This is a genomic window from Mesorhizobium sp. RCAM 05099 (assembly GCF_059683685.1).
The window spans coordinates 6,258,667-6,277,772 of record NZ_CM185035.1; the positions used below are offsets into that span (position 1 = coordinate 6,258,667).

Annotated in this window: 14 protein-coding genes and 2 pseudogenes; 11 read left to right on the forward strand and 5 right to left on the reverse strand. The window is 59.3% G+C overall.

Features of this window, described 5'->3' with window-relative positions; translation table 11 throughout:
• Positions 1-466: 466 nt before the first annotated feature.
• The 3 genes from AC56QQ_RS31035 to AC56QQ_RS31045 all read left to right on the forward strand — a co-directional run bounded on the left by AC56QQ_RS31035 (position 467) and on the right by AC56QQ_RS31045 (position 6,095).
• Positions 467-2,122, forward strand: coding sequence for an MFS transporter (locus AC56QQ_RS31035; protein WP_497124550.1), 1,656 nt, complete (start codon positions 467-469; stop codon positions 2,120-2,122).
• A gap of 1,070 nt (positions 2,123-3,192) precedes the next feature.
• Positions 3,193-4,671 carry an NAD-dependent succinate-semialdehyde dehydrogenase gene (locus AC56QQ_RS31040; protein WP_497124551.1) on the forward strand — a complete coding sequence of 493 codons (1,479 nt, stop codon included), beginning with the start codon at positions 3,193-3,195 and terminating at the stop codon, positions 4,669-4,671.
• 20 nt (positions 4,672-4,691) lie between these two features.
• Entirely contained in the window at positions 4,692-6,095 is a 1,404-nt protein-coding gene (locus AC56QQ_RS31045; RefSeq protein WP_497124552.1) for an aspartate aminotransferase family protein, read from the forward strand.
• A 488-nt stretch (positions 6,096-6,583) separates the two neighbouring features.
• On the opposite strand, the pseudogene AC56QQ_RS31050 reads toward AC56QQ_RS31045, so the two are convergent.
• The 3 genes and pseudogenes from AC56QQ_RS31050 to AC56QQ_RS31060 all read right to left on the reverse strand — a co-directional run.
• A pseudogene (locus tag AC56QQ_RS31050) lies at positions 6,584-6,751 on the reverse strand (ABC transporter permease); the annotation flags it as partial.
• 164 nt (positions 6,752-6,915) lie between these two features.
• Complete coding sequence (locus tag AC56QQ_RS31055) at positions 6,916-8,232, reverse strand: serine hydrolase domain-containing protein (RefSeq protein ID WP_497124553.1); 1,317 nt, start codon at positions 8,230-8,232, stop codon at positions 6,916-6,918.
• Between the two features lie 339 nt (positions 8,233-8,571).
• The gene (locus tag AC56QQ_RS31060) at positions 8,572-9,750 is read right to left on the reverse strand and encodes a M24 family metallopeptidase (RefSeq protein WP_497124554.1); all 1,179 of its coding nucleotides are present in this window, start codon (positions 9,748-9,750) and stop codon (positions 8,572-8,574) included.
• A gap of 653 nt (positions 9,751-10,403) precedes the next feature.
• Between AC56QQ_RS31060 and AC56QQ_RS31065 the strand changes: the two genes are divergently transcribed.
• Positions 10,404-11,612, forward strand: coding sequence for an aminotransferase class V-fold PLP-dependent enzyme (locus AC56QQ_RS31065; RefSeq protein WP_497124555.1), 1,209 nt, complete (start codon positions 10,404-10,406; stop codon positions 11,610-11,612).
• A 32-nt stretch (positions 11,613-11,644) separates the two neighbouring features.
• Positions 11,645-12,787 (forward strand): M20 family metallopeptidase, encoded by a 1,143-nt coding sequence (locus AC56QQ_RS31070; protein WP_497124556.1) that lies wholly within the window; start codon positions 11,645-11,647, stop codon positions 12,785-12,787.
• Between the two features lie 196 nt (positions 12,788-12,983).
• Here AC56QQ_RS31070 and AC56QQ_RS31075 read toward each other — a convergent pair whose 3' ends face one another.
• Entirely contained in the window at positions 12,984-13,808 is an 825-nt protein-coding gene (locus AC56QQ_RS31075; RefSeq protein WP_258599892.1) for an IS5 family transposase, read from the reverse strand.
• A gap of 21 nt (positions 13,809-13,829) precedes the next feature.
• Between AC56QQ_RS31075 and AC56QQ_RS31080 the strand changes: the two genes are divergently transcribed.
• On the forward strand, positions 13,830-14,168 hold the full coding sequence (locus tag AC56QQ_RS31080) for an SDR family NAD(P)-dependent oxidoreductase (protein WP_497124558.1): 339 nt from the start codon (positions 13,830-13,832) through the stop codon (positions 14,166-14,168).
• Between the two features lie 44 nt (positions 14,169-14,212).
• On the opposite strand, the gene AC56QQ_RS31085 is transcribed toward AC56QQ_RS31080, so the two are convergent.
• Entirely contained in the window at positions 14,213-15,412 is a 1,200-nt protein-coding gene (locus AC56QQ_RS31085) for an IS256 family transposase (RefSeq protein WP_497124559.1), read from the reverse strand.
• Between the two features lie 169 nt (positions 15,413-15,581).
• Between AC56QQ_RS31085 and AC56QQ_RS31090 the strand changes: the two genes are divergently transcribed.
• The 5 genes and pseudogenes from AC56QQ_RS31090 to tnpA all read left to right on the forward strand — a co-directional run bounded on the left by AC56QQ_RS31090 (position 15,582) and on the right by tnpA (position 19,063).
• Positions 15,582-15,950, forward strand: a complete 369-nt coding sequence (locus AC56QQ_RS31090; RefSeq protein ID WP_497124560.1) for an SDR family oxidoreductase — start codon at positions 15,582-15,584, stop codon at positions 15,948-15,950.
• 71 nt (positions 15,951-16,021) lie between these two features.
• A complete protein-coding gene (locus AC56QQ_RS31095; RefSeq protein ID WP_497124561.1) occupies positions 16,022-17,365 on the forward strand; it encodes an IS1380 family transposase in 1,344 nt (447 codons plus the stop codon).
• A gap of 689 nt (positions 17,366-18,054) precedes the next feature.
• Positions 18,055-18,231: a transposase gene (locus tag AC56QQ_RS31100; RefSeq protein ID WP_497129195.1), complete on the forward strand. Its 177-nt coding sequence runs from the start codon at positions 18,055-18,057 to the stop codon at positions 18,229-18,231.
• A 49-nt stretch (positions 18,232-18,280) separates the two neighbouring features.
• Positions 18,281-18,481, forward strand: a pseudogene (locus AC56QQ_RS31105) (IS5/IS1182 family transposase); the annotation flags it as partial.
• Between the two features lie 78 nt (positions 18,482-18,559).
• Entirely contained in the window at positions 18,560-19,063 is a 504-nt protein-coding gene (gene tnpA / locus AC56QQ_RS31110) for an IS66-like element accessory protein TnpA (protein ID WP_413776950.1), read from the forward strand.
• Positions 19,064-19,106 lie beyond the last annotated feature (43 nt).

A 19,106-nucleotide genomic window follows, 5' to 3' on the forward strand; every position in this document is an offset into this window, starting at 1 on the left:
ATGATCGGCAGCCAGATACCGTGCCCGACATTCTTCAGGACGCCGAGCTCGTGCGAGAAAACGGTGAAGGCGACCGATCCACTTGCAGATCCATGGGTAGGGTCAAGATCTGTACCTAAACGAAGACGCCAGGCCCTAGACCGTCTTGTCGGCGATGACATCCGAGGCTTGAGGGGCAGCTTCCGCGCGATGTGCCGAGTAGCTGGCGCTGGTCACACAACAGCTCGGGGGCGCCTCTGCGCGCAGATGAGGGTCTGGGTCATGTCGCACAGTGGGGCCGACCAAGGAGCTTAAGGGCCATCTCGGCGCTGGATGGCCAGGATATGGATCCTGTATTTGACGCAAGCCAGCAGGTGATCAATCTTGGACCGGAACGAAATTACAAATTGGCGGATGTCTGCGCCTGCACATTCTTCCCCGCAGGCGAGCTATACGAATCGTCAAAACGGGAGGCGACGCTCCAAATATGAGCAAGGCCGAGCGCGCAGATGCAGATCCAATTTCGCCATCGACGTTTGCGCCGCTCAAAAACCCGACCTTTCGTTCGATCTGGCTCGCCACACAGGTTTCCAGCCTCGGCTGGTTGATGCAGACTGTTGCTATCAGCTGGCTGATGGCGACGATCTCGACTTCAGATCTCATGGTTGCGCTGGTACAGACTTCATCATACTTGCCGGCGTTCATTCTGTCTGTCTTCGCGGGGGCCATCGCCGATAATTTCAGTCGTCGCAGGGTCATGTTCGCCGGCCGGTGCATTATGGTTGTAGCATCTGCCATGCTGACCGCGTCTGCGGCGCTAGGCTTTGCCGACCCGTGGATGATCCTCGGCTTCAGCTTTTTGATTGCTTGCGGCGGTGCTCTAAACGATCCCGCCTGGCAGGCCTCGGTTGGCGATATCGTAGACCGACGCGATGTTCCTGCTGCCGTTACCCTGCTCTCCGTCGGCTTCAACACTGTCCGGACCGTGGGCCCGGCGCTCGGCGGCATCGTGGTTGCCTCGTTCGGACTTCTGACCGCTCTCGCGGTGACCACACTCAGCTATCTGGTCCCTCTGGGCACCATATGGCGCTGCAAATGGAAAGTTCGCTCATCACCGCTCCCACGGGAGTCGATGAGCACCGCGATCTATGACGGGCTGCGCTTCACGGCGATGTCTTCGGAAATCAAAGCTGCGATTGCCCGCGGAACCCTCTTTGGCCTGGCGAGCATTGCCATTCTCGCGCTGCTGCCGCTGGTTGTCCGGGATCAGTTGGGGGGAGGACCGCTCGCCTATGGCACGCTTATGGCCGGCTTCGGGACAGGCGCCGTCTTCGCCGGCGTCTCCAATGGCATGTTCAGACGGCGCTTGTCACAAGAAAGGCTAATGACGCTCGCCTGCGTCGCCTGCGCGGCCTGCTCCCTTTCCCTTGCACTGACCTCTTCGATCGCAGTGGCGGCAATTGCACTCGCCTTTGGGGGTGCGGGTTGGGTTACTGCCTGGTCCGGGCTTGGCGTGAGCGTGCAGCTGGCGAGCCCGCGCTGGGTCGTGGGGCGCACCATATCAATCTATTATGCATTGATAGATGGTGGCATCGCGGCCGGCAGCTGGGTGTGGGGCATGATAACGCAGAACCATTCCCTGAGCTTGGCGCTGGAGAGTTCCGCTGGAGCCCTGCTGCTGGTCGCTGCAGCCGGCGTTCTGTTTCCTCTTCGCGAGCGCCGCGAATCCGAGCCCGATCCCTTGGAGGAATTCATCGTTCCCGCAGTCGCGCTTAATCTGAAGCCGAGAAGCGGCCCGATCGTGGTCAAGGTCGAATATCTGATAGCCGAGAAAAATGTCGAGGCCTTCCTCGACCTTATGCGGCAGCGCAGGCATGTCCACAGCCGCGTCGGTGCTCGGAATTGGACGCTCCAGCGCAACGTTCAGAAGCCTATGCAATGGACGGAGACATTCCAAGCGCCGACCTGGACGGACTACCTTCGCTTAAACCATCGTCTCACCGAAGTAGACAAGGAACTGGACGACCGTGTCTTCCAGTTGCACGCGGGAGAGGAAGCACCTCAAATGACGCTTTCGATTGAGCGGCCGACAAGCTTCGCTCGGAAACCCGAGCAGTCGGCCCCTTATTTTCCCCACCGTTGACTTCTTCACGCCTGCACTACCGGGCCTAGCGCTTGCACCAGATCACGACCGATCACGATATACTTTGGAGAGTGTGATGGCGCCCAAGGAACCTCGTTGAAGATCACGTCTCAAGACGATCGGCGCGACGAAGATGGCGGCAGGGCGTTCCGCCCCCGTGAGCGATGGGCAGAACGACGGCGGCGCACCGCTCCACCGTCACCGCACGGTTGCGAGCTTCGCCTTGGCGCGCAGGACCTGCTGGGGCTGCATTCAATCCCGCGTGTCAGGGGACTGAGAATCTGACCCCTTGCGACCCGAGGAACTGACACCTCTTCGTGATCTTGAGACGATGGAATTTGGCCACTTTGGGCCGCGTGGAACCGGACGAGGTCGCGGCGATGATACGGCTGCATGGCTCGGCTGGGGCGCCAAGCGGCTTGCGCACGAGGTTCGGATGCGCGCGCAACACAGTGCGACGATATCTTCGCCAGGGGGGCGGCGCCCTTCCGGAGCCGGTGAGGCGCTCGGCGCAGGATGGATGCGACGAATTGCTGCCTGAGCTGTTTCGTTCGGCGTGGCGGCAACGCTGCGCGACGCTTGGCTTTTCGCGCCAGATGCATATCCGAGCGTCGCTATGGGATCGGAGGCAGACTGGTTCGAGCGAATGGAGAGCGACCTCCTTCAGTTCGGCGGCGTTCCCCGCGGAGGTATTGCTCGACAATGCCGGGTGCTGGTCGAGCTCTGATGTGGCGACGCGCGAGGTTCGGTCTAAAGCTTCACGCCTTCGCGCGACACCGGGGCTTCCGATCTGGCGCCCGTATGAGCAAATCACCTACGTCAGTTTGGATGTTCACAAATTTCGGCCGCTCTGCCAGTTGGAGGCCGGCGCGGAGAGCGTCCGCAAACCTCCTTCTCTTCATCAGTCCGTTCTTCAAGCAACGGCCACTCACCAGTCTCATAAGGCGGAAAAAGTTCGTCTGCATGTCAGTATTCGCAGCAGAACGGCTTCGTATCCTGCAACTGCGCTGCCAATCGACGATCTTAGCGGGCTAGCTTGATGAAATAGAACGCTCGACACGGAGTTATAGATGAAAGGTTCCGCAACCTTTGCATTAGAGGGCCTCAAACGGCCGGACCTTCTGCAAAAACGCGCTTATGTGAATGGCGTCTGGCTCTGGAAGCCGGAAACCCTCGCGGTAGTCGATCCCGCTACGGGGGAAGAATTGGCTCAGGTGGCAGCCTGCGAAATGTCTGATGTAGATAATGCAGTTCATTTCGCGAGAAGCGCATTCCTGCGATGGCGCGATTCGCTTCCTTCAGAACGGGGCGCATACCTTCGGAAGTGGGCGACAGGAATGCGCGAAAACGCGGAAGATCTGGCCGTCATCATGACCGCAGAGCAAGGCAAACCAATCGCGGAGTCTCGCGGCGAAATCTCATACGCCGCGGGCTTTCTTGACTGGTTTGCAGCGGAGGGCGAGCGAGCATACGGCGAAACCATCCCCAGCCATATAATTGGAAGCCGGCTGGCCGTGCAGATGCAGCCGATCGGAGTGACAGTTGCTATCACACCATGGAACTTTCCATCGGCAATGATCACAAGAAAGGCTGGAGCGGCATTGGCCGCTGGCTGCACCATGATTGTAAAGCCCGCTCCAGAAACCCCCTTGTCGGCACTCGCGCTTGCCCGTCTTGCCGAAGACGCAGGAATCCCCGCCGGCGTGTTTCAGGTGATAACCGGCGAAGCTCCGCCACTTGCCAAGCGGCTGTTGGAGCATACCGATGTTCGCGCGTTCTCATTTACGGGCTCGACCGAAGTTGGCCGTATCCTGCTCGAGCAGTCCGCAAAGACTGTCAAGAAAGCTTCGCTCGAACTGGGCGGCAATGCTCCCTTCATCCTTTTCGACGACGTGCCGATGGAAGTTGCGGTCGCTGGCTGCATGGCAGCCAAGTTCGCTACATCCGGCCAGGACTGTCTGGCAGCAAACAGGATTTACGTTCAGCGGGGAGTCTATGACCGTTTCGTAGAGGAATTGGGCAAGGCCACCAGCAAACTGAAAGTCGGACACGGACTGGAGTTCGACGTCGACATCGGTCCAATGACTAAGGCATCTGGTGCCGCAAAATGCAGGCGGCAGATCTCCGAGGCTCTTTCAGCAGGGGCTCGAATGATAGTCGGCGAACAGGATACCGCTCTTGGCGGGAACTTCGTGACGCCGACAGTGCTCGCCGATGTGACCGACGACATGCGGGTTGCAAAAGAAGAAACGTTCGGGCCTGTGGCTGCAATTCTGCCCTTCGAAGACGAAGCGGAGGTGCTCGCGCGCGCGAACAACTCGGAGATGGGCCTCGCGGCATATGTTTACACCCGAGATCTTAACCGCGCGATGCGGCTGACCGACCGGCTCGAATACGGCATGGTGGCGGTCAACACCCCAAAATTTACGGGAGCGCCCATTCCCTTCGGCGGATGGAAACAGTCCGGACTCGGCCGGGAAGGCTCCAAACACGGCATTACCGAGTATCTGGAATTAAAATACACCTGCTTCGGAAATCTTGCAGCATAAGAGATGAAAGGGTGAATTTGATGACTATCGACATCAAAGAAATAAGCAAGAAGGACAGGAATTCTGTCCTGCATCCCTTCACCCAGCTCAAGGATTTCGCAAGCGGCAAGCTTGGTGATCCGACGATCATCGAAACGGGCAAAGGAATCCGCATCCAAGATGCGCAGGGGAACCAGTTCATCGATGGCTTTGCCGGCCTTTACTGCGTCAATGTCGGGTATGGCCGCAGGGATGTCGCGGATGCGATCTCGCGTCAGGCCTATCGCCTGGCGTATTACCACTCCTACGCGGCGCACACGACCGACGAGCTTGCGATTCTGTCCGATCGCCTCGTGAAGATGGCGCCGGGCAAAATGAGCAAGGTGTTCTATGGCATGTCCGGCTCGGATGCCAACGAGACCCAGGCCAAGCTCGTCTGGTACTACAACAATCTCCGCGGCAAGCCGACCAAGAAGAAGATCATTTCGCGTGAACGCGGCTATCATGGCTGCAGCGTCGTGTCCGGCTCGATGACGGGCATGAGCTTCTATCATGACCACATGGACCTGCCGCTCCCGCAGATTGTTCACACCGGTGTTCCACACCATTACTGGGGCGCAACCCCGGGCGAGACTGAGCGCGAATTCTCCGCTCGCCGCGCCGCCGAGCTGGATCAGCTGATCGAACGCCTAGGTCCGGACAATGTTGGCGCCTTCATCGGCGAGCCGGTGCTCGGCACGGGCGGCATCACGCCGCCGCCGGAAGGGTACTGGGAAGCGATACAGACGGTCCTCAAAAAGCATGATGTGCTGCTCATTGCCGATGAAGTCATCACCGGTTTCGGCCGCACCGGTTCCATGTTCGGCTCCCAGCACTATGGCATGGAGCCAGATCTGATCACGATAGCGAAAGGTTTGACGTCGGCCTACTTCCCGCTCTCCGCGGCACTCGTCGGTGAGAAGGTGTATAAAGTCCTGGAGGATGGAGCCGACAAGGTCGGCGCATTCTCGCACGGCTACACCTATTCGGGTCATCCGATCGGAGCTGCGGCGGCAAACGCGGTTCTCGACATCGTCGAGAAGGAAGACCTACCCGGCAATGCTCGCAACGTTGGTGCATTCTTCCAGGCGCAATTGAAAGAAAGATTCGCGCAGTTACCGATCGTCGGCGAAGTGCGCGGCGTCGGCCTTATGGGTGCAATCGAGTTTGTCGCCGACCGGCACAATCGCAAACGTTTTGATCCGACGCTTAAGGTTGGTGCCAGAATTTCGAAGGCTGCCCGTGACCGTGGTCTCATCGCTCGTGCCATGCCGCACGGGGACATTTTGGGCTTTGCTCCGCCGTTGATAGCAACCAAGGCAGAAGTCGAAGAGATCGCTGCAATCGCCGAAAGCGCAGTGCGCTCGGTGGTGGACGAACTCGTCCGGGAGGGCCACATCCTCTGAAACACGCTTCGAGGTCTCCTGCACCATCAATGCGAGGCCGGAGAAGCCTTGCACATGTCCGTATAAACCAGTGGCCAGCCACACCTTCACGCCGTTCGGGACGGGATCGACCGCTCCAGCACATCAAGGATCCGGCCGAGCGCCGCAGCCGAAGGACGCCGCTAAGCTCCATTTTTCCATGCTGCTCTTCTTTGCGCGGTCGGAAGATCGGCGGTGGCTGTGCCACGACGACCTCCACGGTAACAAGCTGCGGCACGAACGGCACGGAGATCTGGCAGAGCTTCTTGCGACCGGAAAAGCTGGCAACATGAAGGTTTGCCGATCGCGCGATCTCCGAAACACCGCCCCAGCCTCGAAGGTCGCCGCGACCCGCCGCTCAACCTGATGCTTCGTCAGAGGGCTACTCTGAGTGCTTTGCACTGCTTCAGCCAACTCAGCAAGCCGGCCGTCAGTGTACCTCACTGTGAGGATGCGAAAGGACGGGGCAGAAGGAGGCACGGCGCGAAGCGAAGGCCGAGTTCGGAGAGTAGCGGCGACAGACATTCCGCAGAACCTCGCAGAAGATGATCCAGCCGCAGCCTACGCCCCGCATTTTGGCCGCCTCGACAAAGTCCATCGCATTGATGTCGGCGGGACGCGCGTGACAGCCGGTTGACCGCGCGGGTCTGGAGTTCGGCAGCAACACCGGCTATCACAACCAATCCAGGCCGTGCTAGATCTCTTCGCAAAAAATCAGCTTACCTTCGTGCGTAACCTACCCTGCCCCTCCGGCGGTGTTGCATCGCCGAACCGTTACGGTCTTGCACCGGTCACACAAATCTTAACGTTCCAGTGCATCTCGGATGGCGCGAATCGCCCCGAACGCATCAAAGGGAAGGGCTTTGGGGGGCTGGTAAACTTGGTCAGGCCACTGTGCCCGCTTAACCGGTGATTGGCCAGGCTGGTGTGAGAGCTTCACCGCCGCGAAGTCCGCTCGAGGATCAATATAGATCACCTGGCCACCATACCCCCACGCGATATAGGCGCCTCTCTCTTGGTCTTCAATCCAGAAAGTATTGTGATAAGCGCCATTGGGCAGGTCTGAACTGGCATCGGCATAAGAACCATTCGGCGCGAACAAGTCGAATAGAAGCGGCTTAGGGCGTCTTATCGCCTCGATCCATTCAGATGGAACGATCTGCCGGCCGTTGAGCCTGCCGCCGCGCAGATGCAGCAGCGCGAAGCGCGCGAAATCGCGGAGTGTGGCTTGAAATCCACCGGACGACATCGAGAAACGAGACTTGTCTACGATTTGGTAGGCGTCTTCCTCCGCTCCCATCGGACCCCATAATTCGCTGCTGTACAGTTCCGGGAGAAACTTGCCGGAAACGCGCTGCATGATTAGCCCGAGCACGTCGATGTTGGGGTCAAAGTACTTGAACCGCGCGCCATGCGGCGCCTCCTGCTCGGTTATCCGCAGAATCGCCTGCCATATATCGGCAGGAGCGTCAGGATGTCCCTCCGGGGGGCCGAAGTATCCTGTGGCCACAACGTAATTAAAGTAATCGTTGTGTGGCACGTACCACTGTCCCTTGAGAGTGGCGCCCGCAGTCATGTCTAGCAAGTGCTGCACGGTGGCGCCGCGATAAGCGGTCGCCTGCAGTTCCGGCAAATACCGTGTTACCAGACTCTCGGGGTCGATAAGCCCACGGTGGACAAGTATCCCGACCAAAGTCCCCGTGAGGGACTTCGAAGCCGATCTGGCGATGTGCCGAGAATGCGGTTCCATGCCATTCATGTATGTTTCGAACACGATCTCGCCGTGGTGCAGAACCAGAAACCCGTCAGTATAGTCCCTCTCGAGGTATTCGCGGACAGCGGCGCGCTGGCCGTCGCTGGACGCAACTTCGATGTCACCGATATCCCCCCTGGGCCGGCTTGGAAGCGGCAGGACCGGTCCTGGCCCGCGCCAGACCCGGGCGGTTCGCGTCGATTCGCTTACGTGCGAGTATGTCCATCTGCTATAAGGCCAAAAGGACCACTCGTCGGGTGGGATCATAGGCGCGCCTAGCGTCGGATCGAGCTGCCATAACTCGGGATTGGACTGCGATGACTTGCCGGCAACGCGGCGATTGAGATCATCGAATTCCTGAGACATCAAAACGCTCCTTTGACTTCGGCCAATGCCATCACGAGATGGCAGCAGATCGCTAATTTTATGAAATTCAGCCCTCATCAGGCCTATGCTTTGATCAAGGCGACACCGCCCGTGAAAGGTTTCACCTGGGCAATGGAGAGCCGATCGACATAAGCACTTAATCGGGACCACGCCCGTGTTCGCCAGCTGCTGCTGTGTTGGACGAAGCGAGGTTTGCAGGTGCGTTAACATTGCGCGTCTACTGTCCTGGCCGCGAACCGGGCCGGAATCGGGACACACTTATGTTGTCCTTGATTGGCCCAGCCTGGTGTCGTGACGATCAGAAGTTTGCGTCCGGTTTTAGCGGACGTAAAGCTGACGTTTGTAATTCGTCAAAATCTCGCAGCCAGTTTCGGTCACGCGAACAGTCTCGCTGGTGCCGACATCCGCAAAGCCGAACGCCTTGACCATCGAGGGGATATGGAAGACCATATTTGGCTTGAGGATCCGCGTTTCCCCTCGCTTAAACGACAGGATGTGTCCTTCGCCCCAATCCGGGGGGTAGCTGATGCCGATGGAATATCCTGTGCGCTTGAAACGACCTTCGTAGCCTCCATCGTTGACAGTCTGAGACCAGATGCTCCACACCTCACCGAGAGGGCGATCAGGACGTATGCCGTCGAGCATGTTTTCCAGCGCCCTTCGTGACACGTCCTCCATTTTCTCGAGTTCACGGTTGGATGGACTGACCACGGAAGCCCGCATGATCGCGGCGCTATAGCGCCGAACAGTGCCGGACAGTTCGAGGAAGACAGGATCACCCGGCTGAATCTGCCGGCCCGACCAAGTGCCATGCGCATAGCTCGTGCGCACGCCCGAAGTCACAAACGGCGGGTAGCCGGGGTATTCACTTCCCTTGAGCGTGACCACGCGCTGGATTTCGGCGGCGATTTCATTCTCGTTCACTCCAGCCCTTATCTGGTTGATGCCCGCTTCGATGCCGGCCTCGGCAATCCGCGCTGCCTGCCTGATATAGTCTATTTCGGCATCCGATTTGACGACGCGGACCGCCTCGACAATCATCGAGCCATCTTCGAAACGGACATCGGGGAGAAGGGTCTTGAGCGCTTCATAATCGGCGATCGAGAAGAACCAAGACTTTTTCTCGAACCCTACCTTCGCCTTGGCAAAACCCAGATTACGCAGCGTTTCCGCGAGCAGCTCGAGCGGGGCCTCGTGGTCCATGTAGCTGGTACTGTTATCTATCCACGAATAGGCCCGGACATTCACCTCTTCAATGCCACGCGTGATATGGAGGGGCTCCCCTTGCAGCGGGATAAGCAGATACTGGGCGGAGGCGTAACCGAGCGTGTTGTAACCGCTTAGGTAAAGCATGTTCTCGGGGACGGTCACCACGAGGATGTCCAGATCCCGGGCTGCAATGCCTTCGCGGACCGCCTTGAGCCTTCTTTGATACTCCAGGATGGTAAAAGCCAGGTCTTTTTCTACCTTTATGGTGTCTATGCCGGAAACTTTCATAGGAGCCCTTCAAAACAAAGAGGCGCGCCACGCGCTGGAAGGCATATCGTAGCATCTGACCTGCGCATAACGTTGCCGTCGTTCCCGAGTTCGCGCAGAAAACCTGCGTTGAACTGGCCTTGATTGCTCAAAAGCCTCCGTCTTCGTGGACATTGCTGTTACATCGACAACCACCCCCAACAATCCAAATGTCTAGAAAACGGCGGCGGGTGGGGCGAAATCTGCGCGATGGTTGCGCCCGCGTCGGGAGCCTGGACCCTCGCCGGCTTAGATCACTTCACGTCCGGCAGCCTCGGCGCGCGGGCGCGGGCCGTCGGAGTGTTCTGCCAGTTGAGATGGCAAGCTTGTTATCGGGTAAGAATGCGGCTGCCGTCACCGCTGGCGTCGCGTCCACTGTCTCGAGGCGCTGACGGCGCGGGCCTCCCGATGCCAAAGTGCCTGCGCGCACGATTGGCTGCTCCCTTCCGGCTCGAAAGTCTGCAAGCAATTCGCATCTATGCAGAAAATCCTCAACATGGGCGAGAAATAGGGGGAATTTCCCACCGTCTGACGGATATGATCAATCCTGCAGAGACGAAGCTAATTCCCCGCTGCCGCCAGCCGCGTTCGCGCTTGGAGTCTGTCCGCGGCGTTTGGACCAAGGTGAACCGCAATTGACAAGCACCATGACTATGAACGGCAGTAAGCTTCCATTAAACAGCATCCGTGACGATTTCCCAGCGACGCAAGACCTTATTTACATGGATGTTTCTAATCAAGGATTGATATCTCGAACCACAAGAGGGTCATTCGAGGATCATCTGAATAACAGATTGCACGGAATAAACGATGAGCTTAGCCAGTTGGCGGACATCGAGAAGACACGCGCCAGATTTGCTCAATTTGTTGGTGCGGATAAAGATGAAATTGCTATCACAAAGAACGCGTCAGAGGGGATCAACATAATCGCCAACGCGATTGACTGGCGATCCGGCGACAGCGTCGTCTTATGCCCTCAACTTGAGCATGCAAACAACATCCTGCCATGGCTCCAAGTGAAAGCTCTACATAATGTTGATCTCAAATTAGTGGAGCCGGATAAAGGGGCAATTCCCGTAGATGCGATTGTCGATGCGCTTGATTCCAGGACTCGCGTTGTGGCGCTTTCAACCGCAACGATGGTTCCTGGCTTTCGGACAGTCACGCAACCTGTCGCGGAGGCGTGCAGGCGTCATGGCGCATTCCTCTTGGCGGATGGGACTCAGTCGGTCGGAATACTCCATACCGATGTCAACCGGTTGGGAGTAGATGGTTTGGCCGTCTCGACTGTGAAGGGATTGATGGGCCTCTACGGATCGGGATTTCTCTACTGCCGCCGGGAGTGGGCAGATCAGCTAAAGCCAGCCTACCTCGCTCGCTTTAGCGTCGATCTCGGGAACGCACCAGAATCGGCTCCCATTCTCAACGCCGCCAAGCTGCGGGCTGGGGCGCCTCGTTTTGACATCGGGCATTACAATTTCCCAGGCATGATTGCCGCTCACGCATCCTTGGGGCAACTGCTGGAGATCGGAACAGAGGCAATCGACAAGCACGTGACATCTTTGGCAACTCGACTGGCTTCAGGACTGCTACAAGCCGGACTACCTGTCTGTGGCGGGCCTCCTGGCGAGCACACTGGGAGTATTGTGGCGGTGGGCGACATGGCTGCACTCGGCGGAGCGCAAGAAGTAGCCGCCTACATACCGTCGCTGCACTGCTATCTTGCGGAAAACAAGGTCGTTGCATCCACGCGACGAGGACTCCTTCGGTTCTCGCTCCATCTTTACAACAGCGAGGAGGAAGTCGACCAAGTTGTCGATATAGTCAAGAAATGGTCGAAGTAGCTGCGCCAGATCACAAGCCTATAGGAGAAGTTATGTCATCGCCAAGCGCAGATACCGTCGCGCTTCTTCAAGACCTTGTCAAAATTGAAAGCGTAAACCCTTCGCTTTCACCCAGGGGCAGCGGAGAACAGCGGGTCGCCGAATATCTTGAAAGGTTTTGCCGGGACCGAAACCTGCCTTATGAACTCCAGCACGTTGTCGACGGCCGCTCGAATTTCTTGACCTGGATCTCAGGCAAAGACCCTAGTCGGCGCCTTCTTTTTGTGGCCCATATGGACACGGTGCCCACTGATAACTGGGCTTCCGATCCATTTTCTCCCGAATTGAAGGATAATCGACTCTACGGTAGGGGAAGTTGCGACACAAAGGGTTCCCTCTCTGCAATGTTGATCGCCCTGAGTACCTTAGGGGACCGTCAGCCGAATGCCACAATTGTCGTTGCCGCCAGCATTGATGAAGAGTACCGCAAGATCGGCGCTCGCGCCATCGCTCTCTCCGGCAAGTCGTATGATGCCGCGGTTGTTGGTGAACCAACAGAGCTTGAGCTTGTAGTCGCCCACAAAGGGTCGGTCCGCTGGCAAATCGAGGTTCAGGGTGTCCCTGCTCACACTTCGAAGCCGCATCTCGGAGTCAATGCAATCTCAGGAATGGCAAAGGTGATATTGGCGCTCAACGAACACGGCGACAATCTTGCCTCACGCACCCAGCCTTTGGTCAGTGCTCCAACTTTGACGGTAAGTCTTATCGAGGGTGGCTTGGAATTGACGACGGTTCCTCCATCGTGCCGCATCTGGGTGGATCGGCGCCTCGTTCCAGGAGAGCGGCCGGAGCAGGCGTTGGCAGAAGTGGAGAACATACTGCAAGGCTTGCGGGATCGCGAAGACATCAAGGTCCGATCATTACTGCCTGCGCTTGAAGATCCTGCTCCGGACAGTGCCGAGTCGAGCAAGATAGCTTCCGTAGCTGCGCAGGCGTGCGCCGATGTTGCCGGGACAGGCAGGTACATTGGAGTGCCGTACGGCACGGATGCTAGTCAGCTATCGTTGGCGGGCATTCCATGCATCGTGCTTGGGCCGGGAAGCATTGATCGCGCTCACACGAACAATGAGTTCATTGAATTGGACCAACTCGAAAGATCCGTTGAAATATATAGGCGAATAATGCTCGATTATTAAGTTATAGAGAGAGAGAGAGAGCAATTGTCCGGCTCGACCACTCTCAATTGGGAGGAGATCTCGCTTGGATGATCGTGGCAGAAAAGTTCTGGTGATGGCCAGTAGCAAGGGTCTTGGCTTAGCCATCGCCAAACGATTAGCGGAAAACCGTTCGGAAATTGTTATCTGCGGTTGCAATAAGAGTCGGTTTGGAAAATCACGGATGGGCGTTTCTGCGTAGCATGATGCCGCCCATGGCGACGAGGATCATGGCCTGCGAGACATCGATGCGCTGCTCGTAATCGCGCACGAGGCGTCGCCACCGGATCATCCATCCGAACGTCCGTTCGACGACCCAGCGACGCGGTAGAACCTTGAAGCCTTTCTGGTCGTCGGAGCGGCGGATGATCTCGACGATGAAGTCGAGATAGCAGGCCTTATCCATCAGCTTGAGCCGGTCATAGGCCCCGTCGGCGAAGAGATGCTTGACCCACGGCCAGCGTTTGCGGATGCCGTCGAGTATCGCCTGCGCACCCGCGCTGTCGGAGATGTCAGCGGTGGTCAGGTTGACCATCAGGAGCCGTCCGTCCGTATCGACCGCAATATGGCGCTTGCGCCCGACGATCTTCTTACCCGCGTCGTAGCCTCGTGCTTTTGCATGGGGTGCCTTGATCGACTGACTATCAATCACACCAGCGCTGGGTGAAGGTTCGCGACCCTGCCGCTCGCGGTCGAGCATCAGTTCCACGTCGTGGATCGTCTGAAACAGGAAGCGCCGTGCCAACTCGCGGAACCAGCTATAGACCGTCTGCCACGGCCCAAAATGAATGGGCAACATCCGCCACCCACAGCCTGAGCGCACCAGATAGCGCACCGCGTTGATTACCTCCCGAAAATCCACCTCGCGGGGACGCCCACGCCGACCAGGAACCGGCATCAGTGGCGCGATCCGCTCCCATTCCTCATCTGTCAGATCACACGGATAACGCTTCGTCTTACGCGCGATCTTGGCAACACGGCCACGGCTCTGTTCGGTCCACATCCACGCTCTGAATCAGACTTCATGCGCAAACGAAACCCCTCAAATCCGATTTTCCAAACAGCCTCTAAGGCTACGTTAGACAAAGCTGTAGATGATCTACTGAATATAGAGGGATGCGCTGGCGCTCATGGCATAATTGCAGACCTAGCCCGGCGATCAGACGTCGACATGTTGATGCAACGCACTTTGGAGCTCCTCGGGAGCATTGATTGCGTCGTCGTAAATTCTGGTCATATGCCGTACGGATCTATCGAAGACCTAAGCGACGATGATTGGGACCAATCCTACGAGACGCTTCTCATGAGTGCAGTAAGGGTGTCGCGAGCGGCAGCGGCGATCGTGTCCCAGGGAGTGGTGTAGCTGACGGCTTGGTCGCCGCGCTCTCCGGCATGGGGCCGGGATGATCAGCGTGCCACGGCTGGCAGGCTGATGAGAGGATCATCGCTCATTTGGCTGATGGTTTCCAGCGTCATGTAGCTGGCGCGCTGGACGGCCCATTCATCATTCTGTTCAAGCAGCAACGCGCCGACGAGGCGGACGATGGCATCGTCATTGGGGAAGATGCCGACGACCTCGGTCCTGCGCTTGATCTCGCCGTTGAGGCGCTCGATCGGGTTGGTGCTATGCAGCTTGGCGCGGTGCTCCCTGGGGAAGGTCATGTAGGCCAGCACGTCGGGCTCGGCGTCGTCCATGATGGCGGCGAGCTTGGGCACCTTCGGCCGGATCTGGTCGGCGACGGCACGCCATTGGGTGCTGGCGGCTTCTGGCGTCTCCTGGGCAAACGCGGTGGCGATGAAGGCGGAGACGACACGGCGCCCGCTCTTGCCGGCATGCGCCAGCACGTTCCTCATGAAGTGGACCCGGCAGCGCTGCCATGTCGCGCACAGCACCTTGGTGACGGCCGCCTTGATGCCTTCATGGGCATCGGAGACGACGAGCTTGACGCCCCTGAGGCCGCGGCGGGTCAGCTTGCGCAAAAACTCCGTCCAGATCGGCTCGGCCTCAGACGTGCCGACCTCCATGCCCAGCACCTCGCGCCGGCCGTCCGCGTTGACGCCGACAGCGATGATGACGGCGACCGAGACGATGCGTCCGCCGCGGCGCACCTTGAGGTAGGTGGCATCGATCCACAGGTATGGCCAGTCGCCCTCGATGGGTCTTTCAAGGAACGCTTTGACCTTGCCGTCGATCTCTTCGCACAGCCGTGAGACCTGGCTCTTGGAGATGCCGCTCATGCCCATGGCCTTGACCAGGTCGTCGACCGAGCGGGTCGAGATACCTTGGACGTAGGCCTCCTGGATGACGGCCGTCAGCGCCTTCTCCGCCATGCGCCGCGGTTCGAGGAAGCCCGGAAAGTAGGAGCCCTTCCTGAGCTTGGGGATGCGCAGCTCGACGGTGCCGGCCCGCGTCTCCCAATCGCGATCGCGATAGCCGTTGCGCTGAGCCGTCCGCAGCGGGTTCTTCTCGCCATAGGCGGCGCCGGTGGCGGCGCCCACCTCCAGCTCCATCAGCCGCTCGGCGGCAAAGCCGATCATCTCGCGCAAGATATCGGCGTCGGGGGTCTTCTCCACGAGCGTGCGCAGGTTCATCATGTCGTCGGTCATCGGTGGTTCCTTCGAATCAGGTTGGTGTCAGCAACCCGACCTTACCGGGGAACATCGATGACCGCCGCAAAGCCGCTCGCTCGCTACGGCGCTGTTGAGGGCGCGCTCGCGAGCGGCTTCGCTACCGCCGAGCTACACCACGTCTGGGGACGCGACCGCAGCGGCTGCGATGAAAGCGTCTGGTCGTGGGGGTGATATCGTCTATGTTACCTCGGTAGGCGTGCACGAGGTAACAGGTCACCTATTGCTGTCGCACGTCATGCGTGCCGGCATAGCAGTATTAGCTAAGCACCTCGCAGACACACTCTCGGGAACTGGCGTTCGCGTGAACGTTGTCGCGCCTGGCTATTTTGACACGGGCAGAGTTCACAAGAGAATTGAGGCGTTGATGGTCGACGAAGGTCTCGATCGAGATGCCGCTATCAAACGTGTGGCCAATACCAATCCCTTGGGGCGTATTGGAACTGCCGACGAACTCGCGGAGCTAGCCCGTCTTATGCACGACAACCGATCTGAGAGGCTGGCGGATGTAGCCTAAGCGATTGATTTGGCGTAGGATTCGGTTGTCTAAGCCAACCCTGCCACCGCCTCTCGCGAGCCACACCCGCCATGACCGATGATACGTTGCTGCCGCTCTCATTTCCAGCCGTTGGACGCAAGAAGATCACAGCTGCGTTTGACGGCGGGCGCATCACCTCGGATGGTGGCGTCATGCTGCTGGCAGCGGCCGAGCGACGCCTGCAACTGGCCGACAGGCTGGCCGCCGCGATCCACGATCCGCGCGATCCAGCGCGGGTGACGCACGCCATGGCCGACATTGTGCGCGCCCGCATCTTTGCGATCGCATGCGGCTACGAGGATGCCAACGATCTCGACCGACTGCGCACCGACCCGGCCTTCAAGCTCGCCTGCGGACGGCTGCCCGACAGCGGGATTGATCTGTGCTCGCAGCCGACCTGCTCGCGCCTCGAGAACCTGCCCGACCTGCGCACCGTCATCCGGCTCGGCTGGGTGCTGGTCGATCTGTGGCTGTCGAGCTATGCCGCGCCGCCCAAAAGCGTCACGCTCGACATTGACGACACGGTGGATGTCGTTCACGGCCATCAGCAGCTCTCGCTCTTCAACGCCCATTACGACGAACGCTGCTTCCTGCCGATCCACATCTACGACGCCGCGACAGGACGCCCGGTCGCCATGATCCTGCGTCCCGGCAAGACCCCGACGGGCAAGGAGATCCGCGGCCATCTGCGCCGCCTTGTCCGGCGCATCCGCGCCCGCTGGCCTGCCACCCGCATTCTGATCCGCGGCGATGGCCACTATGGCCGGGCGGAAGTCATGGCCTGGTGCGAGAACAACGCGATCGACTACGTCTTCGGCCTGCCCGGCAACAAGGTTCTCCAGCGTCTCGTCGATGAAGCCGCCGACGACATCCGCACCCGCCGCGCACTCGAGCAGAAGCCGGTGCTGCGCGGCTATGCCGAGACCCGATACAAGGCGAGATCCTGGAAGACGGAACGTCGCGTCTGCGCCCGCATCGAGGCAACCTCGATGGGCCTCGACATCCGCTTCGTCGTCACCAATCTCGACAAAGGCTCCGCCGCGCATGTCTACGACGTGATCTACTGCGCCCGCGGCCGGGCCGAAAACCTGATCAAGATGCACAAGAGCCAGCTTGCCTCCGACCGCACCAGCTGCCGCTCACCGATTGCCAACCAGGTGCGCCTCGTCCTGCACACCGCCGCATACTGGCTGATGCTCACCCTGCGCGAGGCGGTGCCCGGAACCCATCATCTGCGCAACGCCGAGTTCGCCACGCTGCGGCTCAGGCTCCTCAAGCTCGGCGCCCGCGTCATCGAAACCGTCTCGCGCATCCGCCTGGCCTTCGCCGCTGTCTGTCCCGAGGCCAGCCTGTTCCGACAAATCGCTCTCACGCTGCAGCCCGCAGGACCATGACGGCCGGGGCATCAAAGCCCCGCCGAACCCGACACCTTAACCCTCCAGCGCGTTCCAAAGTCCAGTCTCAGCTGCGGTGAAAAAGACGCCTCACACCTTCATGACCGAACGCCCAGCGGCAACGAACTAAGCTGCTCGTGAATAGGACGGGCTAGTTGGATTCATCGTCGGTGACCGAGCAAGATACCTGAATGGCACGACAATAGTGATTGATGGAGGGGGCAGTCGCGTTGTGATGTAGCTGTAGGTGGACGTTGCTGTATCCCCGTCGCATCCGACCTCAGCGCACAAGCCAGCCGAAAGAGGGCGAATTATTTTTCTGCCCCAATGCCCCTCATGAGCTATGCAGCCGATTATGGCTGGCTGCTTGAGAGCTTGGATTTGAATGGCACGGCAAGGATGGACTTACAGCGGCGAGTTTCCGGCCGCACATCAGACACTCACTCTACGGTAAACGGAAGCCGGGGTCACGGCGGACTTTATGTCTTACGCTGCGAGCCGATGGCTCGGTACGCCCCCGACGAGGGCTGCCTTGCGCTAGCATGGCACGGTAGCGAAGCTGCACTCTTAAGGTCGTCCTGACGAGCACAGTAGCACAGTAAGCAGCACAGCATGAGCCATGTGACGTTATTGACCGGACCGGACCGGAGCGTCGTCGTCGTTGGCGTGAAGAGGATCAGTGCCGGATACTGGCCGCGGCATTCGCGCTCGGGGCCACAGTGGCGGCGGTGGCGCGTCAGTACGATGTCGCGATCAGCCTGATCTATAAGTGGCGCCGCACGCTGAGAGCCCGCGAGACAGGCTTTGCCGAAGTGGTACCCGATGAGCCTATTGCCGCTTCGGTGCCGGCGGCGTCCCAGCGGTGATCGAGCTGCAGATCGCCTGCAAGGTGCGGCTGCGCTGGGCGTTGCATGGATCAAGGCGTGGGCTTCGATGAAGAGCGTTAAGCCGACGGTCGGCTCGGGCGCACCGCCGGCGGACCGCGGCGGCCGCAATGCGGAAGCTGACTTCCATGGCCAGAAACGATCGAACGAGACGCATAGCTCGACCACCGATCCCAACGCCAGGCTCTACCGCAAGGGACGGGACAAGGAGGCCAAGCTGTGCTTCATGGGTATGCATACGACGAAGGCCGCCTACTGACGCGTACCTTGAGGCGTTAGTGTCCGCTTAGATTAAGTGGACGCTTGGCGAATGAAGTATCTGGCTATGGAGCAGCCGTCGACGGTTGATGCGAGCACGTCCGCGGCCCTGCCGCTGCCGCCGGGTGCGGGCCGACAGCGGACGCGCCGCTCCTGGACGGTCGAGCAGAAGCTGGCGATCGTGCGTGAGGTGCAGGAGTCCGGTGATCCGGTGTCGATTGTGGCGCGGCGTCACGACATGAACGCGAACCACTTGTTCATCTGGATGAAGCAAGCCCAGCAAGGGCGATTGGGCCGAGCCAACTCGGTGCCTGAGACCCCTCCGATCGCCTTCATTGACATGGGTGTTGTCGGTCCCAGCGTGCACGATGTAGAGCCGGAAGAGTCGGCTCCTGCGCGATCGCACTCTGAAGTACCAGCTACGATCAGCCAAGCGGTGTCTACCGGTGGCCGGATGGAAATCGTCGGGGCCAACGGCCGGCGTGTGATCGTTGACCGCACTGTTGACGTAAGTGTCCTGATGCGGATCTTGCAGGGGCTGGAAATGCTGCGATGATCCCGACAGAAGGCGTGCGTGTGTGGTTAGCCACAGGCTACAC